11 protein-coding genes are annotated in these 15,210 nt (G+C 43.4%); 2 read left to right on the top strand and 9 right to left on the bottom strand.

Going from position 1 to position 15,210, the window contains the following annotated elements; translation table 11 throughout:
• Both AC4OGX_RS00005 and AC4OGX_RS00010 read left to right on the top strand, forming a co-directional pair.
• Window positions 1–221, top strand: a 221-nt coding sequence (locus AC4OGX_RS00005) for a hypothetical protein (protein WP_493327739.1), incomplete at its 5' end; no start/stop codon positions are given.
• Entirely contained in the window at window positions 214–1,392 is a 1,179-nt protein-coding gene (locus AC4OGX_RS00010; RefSeq protein WP_493327740.1) for an iron-containing alcohol dehydrogenase, read from the top strand. The genes AC4OGX_RS00005 and AC4OGX_RS00010, both read left to right, overlap by 8 nt.
• Before the next feature lie 90 nt (window positions 1,393–1,482).
• Here the strand turns inward: AC4OGX_RS00010 and AC4OGX_RS00015 are convergent, their stop codons facing one another.
• The 9 genes from AC4OGX_RS00015 to AC4OGX_RS00055 all read right to left on the bottom strand — a co-directional run bounded on the left by AC4OGX_RS00015 (window position 1,483) and on the right by AC4OGX_RS00055 (window position 14,953).
• A complete protein-coding gene (locus tag AC4OGX_RS00015) occupies window positions 1,483–3,489 on the bottom strand; it encodes a beta-galactosidase (RefSeq protein ID WP_493327741.1) in 2,007 nt (668 codons plus the stop codon).
• A gap of 13 nt (window positions 3,490–3,502) precedes the next feature.
• Complete coding sequence (locus tag AC4OGX_RS00020; protein ID WP_493327742.1) at window positions 3,503–5,575, bottom strand: beta-glucosidase family protein; 2,073 nt, start codon at window positions 5,573–5,575, stop codon at window positions 3,503–3,505.
• Between the two features lie 62 nt (window positions 5,576–5,637).
• On the bottom strand, window positions 5,638–6,651 hold the full coding sequence (mglC, locus tag AC4OGX_RS00025) for a galactose/methyl galactoside ABC transporter permease MglC (protein ID WP_493327743.1): 1,014 nt from the start codon (window positions 6,649–6,651) through the stop codon (window positions 5,638–5,640).
• 35 nt (window positions 6,652–6,686) lie between these two features.
• The gene (locus AC4OGX_RS00030) at window positions 6,687–8,180 is read right to left on the bottom strand and encodes a sugar ABC transporter ATP-binding protein (RefSeq protein WP_493327744.1); all 1,494 of its coding nucleotides are present in this window, start codon (window positions 8,178–8,180) and stop codon (window positions 6,687–6,689) included.
• 37 nt (window positions 8,181–8,217) lie between these two features.
• Complete coding sequence (locus AC4OGX_RS00035; protein WP_493327745.1) at window positions 8,218–9,309, bottom strand: galactose ABC transporter substrate-binding protein; 1,092 nt, start codon at window positions 9,307–9,309, stop codon at window positions 8,218–8,220.
• Between the two features lie 221 nt (window positions 9,310–9,530).
• Window positions 9,531–10,979 carry a hypothetical protein gene (locus tag AC4OGX_RS00040; protein WP_493327746.1) on the bottom strand — a complete coding sequence of 483 codons (1,449 nt, stop codon included), beginning with the start codon at window positions 10,977–10,979 and terminating at the stop codon, window positions 9,531–9,533.
• A 30-nt stretch (window positions 10,980–11,009) separates the two neighbouring features.
• Window positions 11,010–12,029, bottom strand: coding sequence for a sensor histidine kinase (locus tag AC4OGX_RS00045; RefSeq protein WP_493327747.1), 1,020 nt, complete (start codon window positions 12,027–12,029; stop codon window positions 11,010–11,012).
• A 7-nt stretch (window positions 12,030–12,036) separates the two neighbouring features.
• Window positions 12,037–13,635 carry a response regulator transcription factor gene (locus tag AC4OGX_RS00050; RefSeq protein WP_493327748.1) on the bottom strand — a complete coding sequence of 533 codons (1,599 nt, stop codon included), beginning with the start codon at window positions 13,633–13,635 and terminating at the stop codon, window positions 12,037–12,039.
• Between the two features lie 385 nt (window positions 13,636–14,020).
• The gene (locus tag AC4OGX_RS00055; protein ID WP_493327749.1) at window positions 14,021–14,953 is read right to left on the bottom strand and encodes a CPBP family intramembrane glutamic endopeptidase; all 933 of its coding nucleotides are present in this window, start codon (window positions 14,951–14,953) and stop codon (window positions 14,021–14,023) included.
• Between the last annotated feature and the right edge of the window lie 257 nt (window positions 14,954–15,210).

Here is a 15,210-nt window from a genome sequence, read left to right on the forward strand (position 1 = left end):
CATTATACCAAAGGATTGTATTTATGCCTTTTTTATTGGCTGAAATATTGGATTTTCAAGGTTCAGCACACCTTATTGGTGTGGGAAGTTTGAGTCACTTACTTAGTGCAATTTTTCGATTATTCATTCCAGCAAAGAATACTTATAATGAAACCATAACAAAACAAAGCTCACATTTATATAATGTAAGATTAATTCTAAGGAGGTTCGTACATGATTAATTTTGAATTTTACAATCCAACAAAGGTAATCTTTGGAAAAGGCGTTGAAGCTGAGGCAGGAAAAGAGATCAAGGCACTCGGCGGACACAAGGTACTGGTTCATTTCGGTGGAACATTTCTACAGGAAAATGGAACACTGGACAGAGTCCATCAAGGACTCAAGGATGCAGGCCTGGAATATGTAGACTTAGGAGGGGTCGTTCCGAACCCGCGTCTCGGACTTGTTAAGGAAGGTATTAAACTCTGTAAAGAGGAAGGGGTTGACTTTCTGCTTCCAATCGGAGGCGGAAGTGCGATCGACTCAGCAAAGGGGATCGGCTATGGACTTGTGAATGATTTTCCATTGGAAGACCTTCTGCTTGGGAAAGTGACTACTGATAAGATCGCACCGATCGGATGCATCTCCACCATTGCTGCTACAGGCTCTGAGACAAGCAACTCCATGGTGATCACTATTGAAGAGGGGATGCTCAAGCGCTCCTATAACCATGACTGTGCAAGACCTAAATTTGCGATCATGAATCCAGAGCTTACATATACACTGCCAGTTTACCAGACAGCCAGCGGCGCTTCCGATATCATGATGCACACGATGGAGCGCTATTTTACCAATACACCGGATGTTGACCTGATTGACCGTATGGCTGAAGGACTGCTCGTATCTGTCCGCGAAGCCGCAAAGACAGCGGTCAAGGACCCAGAGAACTATGAAGCGCGTGCCACACTGATGTGGGCAGGAAGCCTTTCCCATAATGGACTGACCGGAACAGGACGTGTGTCTGACTTCGCATCCCATAAGATCGAGCATGAGTTGGGCGGTATGTTCGATGTTGCACACGGTGCAGGCTTATGTGCCATCTGGGGAAGCTGGGCAAGATATGTATATAAGACCAATGCGTCAAGATTTGCACAATTTGCTGTTCGCGTATTCGATGTAGCTGAGAATTTCTATGATGCTGAAACTACCGCACTCAAGGGAATCGAGGCCTGGGAAGACTGGTGCCGAAAGATTGGCATGCCGACTAATCTGCGGGAACTGGGCGTGGTTCCTACGAACGCGCAGATTGAAGAAATGGCAGAAAAATGTGTTGCAACAGGGGGAGGACATGTGGGATTCTTCCAGACGCTCTATAAGGAAGACGTGGTAAAAATCTTTGAGATGGCCAGGTAATCTCCCTGACCTCTATTAGAAATTCTCCTTTCAAAAAAGAAAAAGAAAGCAAACCGCTGTTTGAATCCAGCATCTGCTTTCTTTTTCTTCCTATTTAAATTCTAATACAGCTACTCCTGACGGTTCCAGGTGAACAGTTGTACTTCCTGCCTTTTCTGTCAGCATTTCTGTGTATTCACCAGATACCGGGATCACTGCCGGCCGATCCAGATGATTCAGCAGGAAAAGTACTTCCCGCTCTCCATCCTCTGCCATCACAACTTCTACCCCCTCGATCTCATAGGGAAGCATGTTGATCCCCACCTGTTTTCCGAGGTAAGCTGCCAGATTTTTCATTGCCGCCTCATCCAAGTCACATCCCAGATAATATGCCTGCCCTTCTCCAAACTGACGGACCGTAAAACATGGCTTGTCTGCATAATAATCACTGGTATAGACTCCCAGCACATCCGCCTGAATCGGACGTATGATATCGCACCACAATTTTGCATGACTTGTCCCGAACACGCCTGATACTGCTGTCTCCTTTTCCAGAAGCGGATCATACTCTTCTATTTCGATCCCTGCCATTTCTCCAAGAAATCCCGGCAGCGGATCTGTCAGCATATTATTATGCATGTCTTTGATGCCGCTCCTGAAACTAAACAATACATTTCCGCCATTTTTGACGTAGTTTTCCAGATTCGCTTTTGACTCATCGTCTGCCATCATAAAAAGCGGTGCAAGAATCAGTTTATATGCGGAAAAATCCTCCTTTGGAGAGACAAAATCCACACTGCATCCCAGTTTTAAGAATGCCTTATAATATTCCAGCTGGTATACGTCATACTCCAGATTTTCCACCTGTCTGTGTATTTCCTGGCTCCATTCACAGTCAAAAGATTTCAAGACCGCTACTTTCGGATGCGGCATCAATGCCTTATAATTCCGGCTTAAAAGCTTCATCTCCGCGCCGACGCGGACAATTTCCCGATACCGCCTGTTCTCTCTGCCATCATGGTCCAGAACTCCATGCCATAATTCTTCCGTTCCAAAAGGACAAGCTCTCCACCGGAAATATACAACCGTATCTGCCCCGTTTGCCACCGCCTGATAGGTCCACAGCCTTAACTTTCCAGGTGCTGGAGCGGGTCCCATCTTGCTCCAGCCACAAGGGCCGGACTGCTGCTCCATGACCCAGAATGGCTGCTTTTTATAGCTGCGCAGTAATGCATGATCTCTGGAAACAGTCTCCTTTGATGCTTTTCCCCATTGGAACTCTACATAATTATCCCATGTAACGAAATCCAATTCTTTCGACAGTTTAAAATAATCTATCCCCGTACCAGAATTCACGGCTGCATCCAGAAGGTTCGTGGTGACCGGCCTGTCTGAATACCGCCGGATCGTTTCGATACTGTCCTTCGTGAAATCTATTACTGAATCACTGGAAAATCTATCATAATCTAACAATAAAGCCGGATTCTGTCCCTGAGTGTCATGACAGGTATCATAGCATGCCCCTGCCCTCGGGATAATGACTTCCTCAAAGCTGTTATATACCTGGCTCCAGAATACCGTTCCATAGATCTCATTAAGCTTCTCGATCGTCTCATACTTTTCCTTAAGCCAGCCCTGGAATTTCTTACGGCAGCTTTCGCAGTAGCACCTGGCCGTATCTGACCAGCCTAGTTCATTGTCAATCTGCCAGCCCTCTACGCACTCTCTTTTCCCGTATCTTTGGGCAATTTTTTCGTTCAGTATGCGGACCTTTTCACGATAAACACTGCTGTTAAAGCAATAGTGCTTACGCGTCCCAAAGCCCTTAGGATTTCCATGGATATCCCACTGGAGGATTTCCGGATAACTGTCTGTCAGCCACTTCGGCGGAGTCGCCGACGGAGTACATAATATAGTCTTCATATGATGTCCCTCCAGGAAATCCAATACCTCATCCATCCAGCTAAAATTGAACGTTCCTTCCTCTGGTTCATAAAGACTCCAGGCAAACTCACCGATTCTGACAAGCTCTATACCTGCTCCTGCCATCATCTCCATATCTGTTTCCCATCTGCCTTTATCCCAGTGCTCCGGATAATAATCCACACCTATCCTCATCGAATCCTCTCCTTTACCCAAACGTAAATGCTGCCTTTTTCAAGCCTTCTGCCGCACTTGAGGTTCCTGTATATGCAATATAAGTAATATTTTCTTTTACAAAGTCATCTTTTTCTTCTGAATAATATGCCATATCCGCTGCAGTGACTTTCAATACGACTTCCCTTTCCTCTCCTGGTTCTAGCTCAACCCGCTGGAAATCACGCAGTACTTTTACCGGACGGTCAACGCAGCTTCCTTCACATCCAATGTATAGCTGCACCACCTCAGTGCCTTTCACTGCTCCGGTATTTTTCACATTCACCCTGATTTTTGCCGTCTCATCAAATACCTCCACGGACGGAGCACCTACTTCAAATGTAGTGTAGGATAATCCATATCCAAATGGATACAGAACTAAAGTCCCCTCCTTGTCCATCTTTGTATATCCGTGATAATAACCATATTCGGCATAGGTGCAGTCTGGATCGAAGTCTGGATAATCATCCTCTGAAAATGCCACTGTGTACGGCAGCTTTCCACTTGGACATATATCGCCGAACAGAATATCCGCCAAAGCATTTCCACCCTCCATTCCGCTGTAGAAGGAGAAAATAACCGCCGGTACATCTTTTTCCCACTCATCGATCAGGATCGCACTGCTTCCAATGATAGAGACGGCCATATTGGGATTTGCTCCTTTTAGTGCACGGATCAGCTTAATGTCTCTATCGTGCAATCTCATGCTGGCACGGTCACCACCCATTTCCGCGATATCGCTTCTGTCTGCCAGAAATTCCCCTTCATCACTGTGTATATATCCCGCTATAACCACAACTGCGTCCGCATCTTCTGCAAGTGCCCTCGCTCTTTCCAGATCACTGCCATCATCGTAAAGTATCTGCGCTCCCGGCATTTTCTTCATCAGGCCTTTCAGTGGTGTCACCGTATAATAAGGATGCACCCTGCTTGATCCGTGATCTCCGATATTTTCTGTATCTCCCAATACACCTAGCACGACGATCTTGTCCGTCTTTTCCTTATCAAATGGGAGTACCTGGTTTTCATTTTTCAATAACACCATGGACTCCTCTGCAGCACGTCTTGCCACAGCTGTATGTGCTTCGCAGGCAAGAATATCTTCACTGTATTCCTTTGGATCTTTCCTGGTCTCGTAATACAAAACAGTACGAAGAATATAACCGACTGCCTCATCCACATCTTCCATCTTAAGGCGTCCCTCTTCCACTGCCTTCGGAATCTCTTCTATGTAATGGCAGAAGCATGGCATCTCCACATTCATGCCCGACTGTACTGCCTTCACACCATCTTTCACAGCCCATAAGAAATCGGAAAGTGTGAATCCCTCAAATCCCCATTTGTCTCTGAGGATATCCTTTAATAAATACCTGCTCTCTGACGCCTGTTCTCCATATACTTTATTGTATGCTCCCATCACAGAGGCTGCACCTTCCTCAATACATCTTTTAAAATGGGGAAGATAAACCTCGAATAATGTACGTTTATCCGCATATACATCGGCCTTGAACCTGGCATTTTCAATACTGTTCATCGCAAAATGTTTAATACATGCCATGACGTTCTGACTCTGGACACCTCTTGTCAGGGCCGCTCCCATCTCACCCAGATGGTAGCTGTCCTCTCCGTAACATTCCTGCGCCCTTCCCCACCTTGGATTACGCGGAAGGTTGATGCAGACACCGCCAAAATAATTTCCGCCCTGGGCGCGTACCTCTGCTCCGATCACCTTTCCGATCTCTTCCTCAAGTTCCCGGTCAAAGGACGCGCCTCTCGCCATGGATACCGGAAAACATGTGGCAGATCCTGATACTACACCCCTTGGTCCATCCACAAATCTGATATTTGGAAGCCCCAGGCGTTCTACCTCCTTGGTTGGATATGGCTTCACATTATAATGGCAGATCAAAAACAGATCATCCATCAGTTTCTGCTCCGTGATCTGCCCGGACATAATCCCGATTTTTTCATCCAAGGTCAGTTCCGGGATGATCTCCTCCACAAACTTTTTAATCGTCTCCTTACTGCAGTCTTCTGTAAGCTTTGTATTTTTCACTACTTCTCTCATGATGCTGTCCTCTCTTTATACTTCCTCATAGTCCGATGGCATTTCTCGCCCCGGCTCATACTTTATTTCCGTTTTGTATACTTTCTCATGTCAATAATGACAGCCAGCAGGATGATCAGCCCCTTTACAATGTACTGCCAATACATATTGACACCGATGAATGCCAGGCCGTAATTGATGACTGTAAAAATAAGTACACCGATCACGATCCCTCCGACACTTCCCACCCCGCCTGAGAGTGAGACGCCTCCGATGACACAGGCTGCCACAGCGTCCATTTCGTATCCGTTTCCCGTTGTATTGGAGGCACTGCTGATACGCGCAACCTCTAATGCGGCTGCAACTGCATACATCATCCCTGCTGCCGCATAAACTGTGATCTGTGTTCTGATCACGTTGACACCGGAAACCTTTGCTGCTTCTGGATTCCCGCCAACTGCAAACATGTATTTTCCAAATTTTGTTTTATTCCATACGATCCAGCAGATCACACAGACAAGAAGTGCAATGATGATCAGATATGGTATCCTGAACTCCCCGACTCCGATAGAACCTGTCGCAATTTTTGTTACGGACGGATCGATGCCGCCGATCGGCTGTGCCCCATAAGGAGGCCTGTCAAAATAAATAGAAGAGATCCCGTATAAGATCAACTGCATCCCCAGCGTGGCAATAAAAGGTGGAACTTTGAAAATCGCAACCGCTAATCCCGAAACTGCGCCGAAGAATAAACAGATCAGCATGACCAGTAAAAGCGGTACAATGATCGGCATCTGTTTCAGGTCCGGATACATTCTATATGCATATTCCGGTGCCTGTACAAGTGATGCAAAAACGACTGCTGCCAGTCCGATCATACGTCCTGTAGACAGGTCCACCCCCTGCACGACCAGTACCATTCCGGCAGCCAGTGCAATGATGATCTTGGTTGCCGATTGTGCAAAAATATTTCTAAAGTTATTAAAGGATAAGAATTTTGGCTCAACGATCACAATCCCGATCAGAAGTATGATAAAGACAATATAAATTGCCTTTTCGGCCATCAACTCTTTCATTCTTGATTTAGACATTCTCATTTCAGTCTCCTCCTGTTTCTACTATGCCGTCCCATTTAAATATATTTCGCGGCAGCTTCCATTACCTCTACCTGTCCCACCTCTTTTGCATGAAGTGTTGCTGCCTGACGGCCGTTGCTCATTACGATGATCCGGTCAGATATCCCAAAAAGCTCCGGCATTTCCGAGCTTACCACGATGATGCCTTTCCCCTGTGCCGCCAGTTCATTGATCAGTTGGTAGATTTCAAACTTAGCGCCCACATCAATCCCCCTGGTAGGTTCGTCCAAAAGCAGGATTTCCGGATCTGTCAGCAGCCATCTTCCAAGAATTACTTTTTGCTGGTTTCCTCCTGATAAGTTTCCAATCTGTGTTTTTTCTGAGGGAGTCTTTACCTTCATTGCTGTGATCATTTTATCCGTATCTGTTTTCATCGAAGAATCCTTCAATAATCCATGACCTGCATATGTTTTCATATTTGCTATCGTCATATTAAACCGGACACTTAGTCCTGCAAAAATACCGTCCAGGCGCCTTTCCTCTGTCAGCATTGCAAACCCATTCGCCATAGCCTCCCTCGGGCTTTTATTTTCCACAGCCCTGCCGCCAACTATGATCTCGCCGGTCCCCTTTTGCCGCAGGCCGAACAATGTTTCTAAGACCTCTGTTCTTTTCGCCCCCACTAATCCGGCGATTCCAATGATCTCACCTCTATGTAATTCAAAACTGACATTTTCAAAACACGGGGCTGCTGTGGATAGGTTTTTTACTTCCATGAGCACTTCCCCTATCGCGGCTGTCTTTTCAGGATAGCGGTCCTTTAATTCCCGGCCGACCATCATCTGGATAATCTTATCCATTGTCAGCTCCCTGGCCGGTTTTGTTGCGATCCACTTTCCGTCCCTCATAACGGTAACATCATTGGAAATCCTTAAAATTTCTTCCATCTTATGAGAAATATAGATAATACTGCTTCCCTTATTGACCAATTTGTTTATGATCCGGAAAAGATGCTCAACTTCATTTTCTGTCAGGGATGAGGTAGGCTCATCCATCACGATGATCTTCGAATCATAGGATACCGCCTTCGCGATCTCAATCATCTGTTTCTGGGAGACTTTAAGTCCCCCGATCTTCATCCGGGGATCCACCTCGATCTCCAGATCGTCAAAGATCCCCTTTGTTTCCTCATACATCCTTTTCTCATCTATCAGCCCATGCTTCATGGGATATCTCCCGAGCCACAGATTTTCCATGACAGTCTGATTCAAGACCTGGTTTAACTCCTGGTGTACCATGGATACATGATTGTTCAATGCCTCGGACGGGCTGTGGAAAGCCACCTCCTTCCCGTCCAGAATGATTTCTCCGCTGTCGATGGAATAGATTCCAAACAGACAGTTCATGAGGGTGGACTTTCCAGCTCCATTCTCTCCCATCAGTGAATGTACCGTCCCGGGACGTACACAAAGTGTAACGTCATCTAAGGCCTTGACACCAGGAAAGGATTTTGAGATATGCCGCATTTCTAATATATAGTTCGTTTCCATTTTCTTCCTTCCCTCTCTTGCATGTTCTATTCTTTAGTTATTCTGCATAAGTAGCCTCTGCCTCTTCCAGATTCTCCTTGGTGATCGCTTTATATGGAACGCGGACTGCCTTAGCTCCTTCTTCCATTTCCAGACCTTCGATCCCATCCATGACATCTCTTCCATTTACCAGATTGTCAGCCATTTTTACGATCGTCTGTCCCTGTGTTTTCGCATCCTGGAGAACAGAACCAGTTACTTCGCCGCTGTCGATCTTAGACAGGATCTCCGGGAGTGCATCAATCCCATAAATCGGGATATATTTACTGCTGGACTCTCCATCCTCATTGAAACCTGCCGCTTCAATAGATGCTAATGCGCCCAGTGCCATTGCGTCATTCCCTGCTGCACAGCACTCGATCTCATCTCCATACTTGGATACCCAGGCATCCATCTTTTCTTTTGCGTTTGCCGTCACCCACATGCCGGTATCCTCTGCAAGAACTTCAATCTTAATTCCTGCATCCTCGATGGTACTCTTTAAATAGTCGCATCTTGGCTGTGCTGCTGTATGCCCCGGATCTCCCATCAGATATACAAGCTGCAGGACTCCATCCTTATTCTTATCCATTTCCGGGTGTGCCTTCCAATACTCGATGATCATCTCAGCCTGGATCGCTGCCCCGTAATCCCCTCCGGTTGAGGTTACCTGGTAGGCATTCTCATAAGAATTGATCACTTCCTGATCTGTGATCTCCTTATTGAAGAAGATGATCGGAATATCTCCTGCATCCTGACACTTCTGGATCAGGGATGGTGCTGCCGTTACATCGCATACCGAAACAGCTACTGCACTTGCACCTTTGGCAAGCATTGTATCCACCTGATTGTTCTGCGTAGACTGATCGTTCTGTCCATCCTCAATGTTGGTTGTGAATTTGCCCTTACATGCATTCGTAATGGCTTTTCCAATATAGGAGTTAAAATTGTCAGATGCAGAGTAGATACCTGCACCCAGAATTTTTTCGTCACCGGATGCTTCTTTCTTTGCTGTGTCCTTCTTCTCCTCACTTCCGCCTGAGTTCCCGCATCCTGCCAAGGCTGCCACCATCATCACACTTAATAACACACTTAACATTCTTTTTTTCATAACTTTCTCCTCCGTTTCGTTGGTTATTTTGTACAAATATCGTAAGTTTTTTAGGCTTCTTTTTCAACTTTCTATATTTAGATAAAGGGGTGCATTCTTTAGTTCTTATCTTTATAGCATAAAAAAAAGGATGTTTTAGCATCCTTTTTATACATTTTTATATCTGCACTGTAGTTTTCCTTACAGGAACATAAACTGTATCATGTCCTTAGTATTTCCTTTTATTCCCCTATCATTTCCCAGATATGATCCTCTTCAATACGTTTTCCCTGATAATAATATGATGACTTTCCCGGAATCTTATTCATGGTGTACAGATTGGAGGTCAAGATCAGGATTGCAATTCCTCTTTTCTGCAGGACCTTAAGCATTTTCATTGTCAGCTCCTGCATATTGATATCAATGTCTGCAAAGGGATTATGACAGATCAGTACCTTCGGCATGTACAGTAACCATTTTTCATATACAATTTTCTGTCTTTCAAGGCTGTTCAGATTTCTGATCTTTCTTTCTTCGAGATGCATCTCCTTGATATAACTCTCCACACTCTGTCTATACTTTCTGAACATCCAGTAGCCTTTCACCTTTTCCTGGAGGGGCATGCTGATGTTTTCTACTGCTGTGATATTGTCCATCAATTCATTTTGGTATGGCTTTTCTACAATGAAGCCAACACCGCTTTTCACCGCCTCAGCGATATCATGAATCCTATACTCCTTCTGATCCAGATAAATATGTCCGCCAACGATCCTGTTTTCCCCCGTGAACATCCCCCATAGATGTTCTTTAGTCCGCTCATCAGAATAATATATCTTTTGTATTTCCCCGTTCTCCATTTCAATTTCAAAATTTTCCAGAAATTCCGTGCAGACATTTTCTGCCTTTAGAACCACCTTCCGCTCTTTTGACATTTCTTTTGAAAAATGTGTCATCAAACGGTCCGGCTTTCCGCTTTCATTGATCAGAACCTGAAGGATCTGGTTTAAACCTTTTTTTCTGATCATCAGCTGGGACATCGCAATGGTTCTTCCATTTTGAACAAGCACAAGCCGGTCAAGGTGTCTGATCCCCACCTCTTCGAAGCCTGCGATTACTAAGAATGTCATTTCTCCTTTGATCTGATTCAGAAAGGCAAATAGTTCTTCAATCTCCGGCTTTGCCAAAGCTCCGATCACATCCTGAAGCACAACGATCCTTTTCCTGCCGACATATGCCTTTAGAAGCTCGACCATGATCCGTTCCTTAATGGTCAGCTCCTGCTGCCTGTCCGGAATATCAGGCAGTATCCGGAATTGTTCCTTTAGCTTTCTAAGCCTCTCCCGATAGTTTTTCTGCCTGATAAAGCAGCTTTTATCAGAAAAAAGAAAGATATTGTCTTCTATGCTTATGGAGGAAATCAAACCGCTTTTCCTTCCTATCACAGCTGTATATTTAGAAAGCTTCCTGGCTGCTGTCTCATAATCCTCTTCCTTTCCCTCCAGACAGATCCTTCCCGACGATAAAGGGCGCTGTCCCTCGAGAAGCTCCAAGAAGAAGCGCTGTTCCATCAGATTATCAAAAGCAAGTCCCGCAATCTCTCCTTCAAAAATCTGCAGGGACAGATCTTTGAAAACAGGGATCTGATTCTGCATGACTCCGCCATTTTCTATTACAATTACTTCTGTCTTCATATTCCCTCCCGCCATTGACAGAGTTCAAAATCATTCTGACCTGCTCTCATAGATAATAGGGACCGTCACCTGCACATCTGTACCGACTCCCTGAATACTAAAAATGTGTACTCCATACTCATCTCCAAAGAGCAGTTTTATCCTGCGGCTTACGTTGGTCAGCGCGATTCCGCCTTTTTTCTTTTCCGATGTCTTTACCTCAGGATGCTCCAGTCTTTCATTGAGTCTGTGCAGTTCCTCCTCCGGGATGCCTCCGCCGTCATCCTGGATACTGAGCATCAATTTGTTTGCTGTACTGTCTATGGAGATCAGGACAAGCCCGCCCTCACTTTTGGACTCCAGACCATGGAACACCGCATTCTCTACGATCGGCTGCAGGGTCAGCTTCGGAAGCCTGCATTGCAGCACTCTCGCATAGTCCTCCGGGAAATCGACCTGCATAGATATCCGCTCCCCGAACCGGTACTTCTGGATTTTAAAATAGTTTTCAATATTTTCAAGTTCGTCTTCCAATGTAACTAAATTCCCGGTATCAGAAATCGTATAGCGAAAGAAGGTAGACAACGCCTCTGTCGTGTCTGCAATATCATTCATCCCCTCGCACAGGGCATCTCCCCGGATCGCCTCTAATGTATTGTATAAAAAATGAGGGTTGATCTGATTCTGAAGTGCCAGTAGTTCTGCATGTTTGGTAGAAAGCTGTATGATGTTTTGTTTATCCAGCATTTTATCAAACTTTTTCCATACCTCCAGCTCTCCTTCGTAGACCTCGCAGTCCTCTTCCAGCAGGTCCCCATACTGGCTGTTTCCCATAAAGTGTCCGATCTTCTGATTATGTAACCGATATGGACGGATGAGCCAATGATCAGTTAGCTTATAAAAACCGATTAATAATAAAACATCTCCGGCCAGAATAAGTGCTGCCCCTCTTCCTGACAATATTCCATAATGATAAAATCCGATACCAGACGCCGCCACACTTAAGAAGACGCACAATCCACCCCCGCAGATTATGAACCAGGCACGTCTGGCCAATATCTTCTCTTTCATATCCCACCTAATTATATAACTTTCTGAACTCTGACGGACTTAAGCCTGTATTCTTCTTAAACAGCTTTGAAAAATACTTCAGATCACCATACCCTACCGAGGATGCTATCTCTGCAATATCATAATCTGTCTGTATCAGATAATTTTTTGCTTTTTGGATACGGAGTTCCGTGACATATTCTAAAAAATTCTTTCCGGTTTCCTTTTTGAACAATGTGGAAAAATATGCAGGGTTAAAGCCAATCTGCTCACTGATGTCCTCCAGTGTTATATTCTGACTAAAGTGGTCGTAGATATACTGCTTTGCATCGCGAATCGGTCTACTCACAGCATCCTTTTTATTTTCCATATAAAGCCGATACTCTTCATCGATCCCCTTTATGACCCATTCAAATATCTCCCCATAAGTTTTCATCCTTCTGTACTGTTTCATATAATCCTGAAAAATCGTGATTCCCAGATTCTTCATCCCGAACTGAAGTATTTGAATCAGTTCACAGTAACATTCATAAATCAGCCTTCCATCATTTCGATAGGGCTCAAGCTTTTTTTCCAGACTCTGAATCTGCTTTCTTACCCCTTCGATATCCAGTCTTTCCTGACAAGCAAGGATATCACTCTGCTTCTGAATATCTATGAAATCCTGCACCTCAGCCTTATGCTTCTCTGGATGGTAATACAAACAGAACGGCGTCTTCTCTCCCATCCGCTCTAATAAGGCCAAATCCGACTCTTCCATACATGTCCCGATGCTGCATATCTTAGTTACACACGTTCCTATTCCAGCATAGATCTTTACCTCCTCGATCATATCCGAAAGATTCGACATATCAATCTTCACGTGCTTGAGCTGACGTTCAATCTCCGCATAATCCTTTGTTTCGGTATTGAGCAGACAGACTACCTCTTCATCATACACGATACAGATAAATTCCATACAGCAGCCACACAGTTTTTCTCGGGTAATCTGGTTCATTTTAGACAGATAGAAATTGATAATTTCCTCTGTAACTCCTGTTCCCCTGAAAAAAGGATGCAGCCTGACTACATTAAAAAAGCCCTCCTGAAAACAACACTCATATCGTACATTAATTTGGTCTAGTTTCAAGTCTGTCATAGACGAAAGTTCCTTCTGCTTCGTAAGAAGCTGCATCCAAAAATTCTCTCTCACCTGTTCCCTTGACGCGGTGACAAGAGATTTGATTTTTTCTATTTCCTGTTCCTCTTTTTTTGAATTTTCATACTGCTCTTTGATCCCCAAAAGAGTATGTTCCAGCTCCCTTTTTTTAAGAGGCTTTAACAGATAATCCTTGACACCATATTTGATTGCCTGCTGGGCATATTCAAACTGACTGTATCCGCTGATTACAATAAAACTAATTTCAGGATACCGTTCTTTACTCCTTCGTATCAATTCCAGACCGTCATAATTCGGCATCCGTATATCCGTAATCACTATGTCAGGCTTTTTTTCACAGACTGCCTCAAACGCTGCTTTTCCATCATTTACAACCTGTACGATTTCCATACCAAATGAATCCCAATCGACCAAATGTTGTATCAGTTTGCATACTTTTTCTTCATCATCCGCGATTAATACCTTCATAGGCCATTTTCCTGCTTTCTTTTGTTTTCTATTTCACATTTCTTTTTTTCTTTTACCATCATATCATAATTTTATCATTAACGCATTATTTGTCTTTTTCCAATTCAAAATATGCTTCATATCAGAAGGCAGTCCATGCAGAACAGGCAGACGAACAACATGTAGCATGCAGCTACCGAACAGACTATGAATTTATAAGCAAACGTAAGTTGAACGAGATTTAAAAAAATTAAGAACAGATAAAACAATACTATACTTCAAGCATGGGACACAAAGTGCCACAAACCCAGTATGTTCGAGGGGTTGTGGCACTTATATATTCCCACATATGTTAAAAACAGGAATAGTTATCCAATAATTAGGCACTTACGATGATATTGTTTCATCAGTCCTTTTCTTTATTTCGATATTCTTTTTTCAAAATAAATAGTGACAAACTTAGTATAAAAAAAAGAACGATTATCATATGATATCCTATATTTTTCTCCTCCACCCCCATGCCCTGTGTACCATAATATGACATTGTATCATATGCACTATGTGCCAATCCACATAACCAGACATTATTCGTTCTCATATATACATATCCAAGAAAAATTGAAAAACTAATTGCAAGCAATATTCTGAATGGAATTTCCCATAATTTCAAATCATATACCGTAAACCAAAGTGGTATATGCCAGAATTCCCATAATATCCCCAATAAAATCACACCAGCTCTTTTTCCAAATTTCTTCTGCATAATAGGCTGCAAATAACCCCTCCAGCCGTACTCTTCCCCTAAAACTCGTATGCCGCTGCCAATGAATATAAAAGCTATCATCAATACATTACCAATAAGGCCAAATATCCTGGTGCTGTTCTCTTTTAAATATGGCAGCATATCTAAAAAAGCCTTTCCCGTCAATATTACAATAAAGAGCACAAAATCTTTATGTACAAGTTCAAATTTATAAAATGGCTTATTTTCATTTCGACCTCTTCTTTGTCGCACCAATAATATGATACTGACGGCGATTGTGGCATACTCTCCTAACAGCAGAATTCTACTTTCATTGATCCCCGTAATAACTTTGATGACAATTATAATTCCGTAAAACATACAAAAACCTGGGATTACAGAAGGTATTGATTCTATCTTATCATCATGACTATACACTTTTGCCAGAAACACGCCACTTGCTGGCAGCAATACCATCCCTCCCATAAATAGATTAGGATTTAGAAAGTCATTCCTTAACAACAGGATTCCTAAGAGATAGTTAATACCATATGTCACTAAAAAAAATATACTAAGCTCACTAATTTTTTTATTCATATTTCTCCTCACTGCCCACTTATTTCCTGCAACATAAATCTTGTTTATAAAAATATCATCACCCTAAAATTTAAATCTTCCGTATACATTATTTAATTTTTAAATTCAACACCTTTCTTTTACCATCATATCATAATTTTATCATGAAAGCATTATTTGTCCTTTTCCAATTCCGGATTCACGTAATAGCAAGAAATCTTCCAATCTGTAATTATATGGTATATTTTTTCTATATTGCCAGATACTATCCTTAATCA

The organism is Faecalicatena sp., from assembly GCF_058819085.1.